At 32.3% G+C, this 248-nt stretch carries 2 pseudogenes; one reads left to right on the forward strand and one right to left on the reverse strand.

Annotated features, from left to right (window positions below):
• Nucleotides 1-134: pseudogene (locus IDG65_RS14950) on the forward strand (hypothetical protein); the annotation flags it as partial.
• Between the two features lie 31 nt (nt 135-165).
• Here the strand turns inward: IDG65_RS14950 and IDG65_RS14550 are convergent.
• Nucleotides 166-248: pseudogene (locus IDG65_RS14550) on the reverse strand (DNA-binding response regulator); the annotation flags it as partial.

Consider the following 248-nt stretch of genomic DNA (forward strand, 5'->3'; position numbering starts at 1 on the left):
TCAAACATTTAGGGCAAATGAATTACCAAATAATGACCGTTGATCAAAAAGGTCATAAGACATTTTATGGGGAGCCGTTTAGAGAAGATACTTTATCACAAAATGCTATTAACAACGTATTAAATAACCGTAATGGAATAAATCGCAATTCTAGCATAGAGTGTTTTAAACATGATTCTCCACCTTATAGCCTTGTCCTCTTACTGTTTCAATTGTAAGTGTGGCATTTAATTTTTTTAATCTTTGGC

It is taken from the genome of Staphylococcus sp. EG-SA-17, assembly GCF_017151845.1.
Lineage (GTDB): Bacteria > Bacillota > Bacilli > Staphylococcales > Staphylococcaceae > Staphylococcus > Staphylococcus aureus.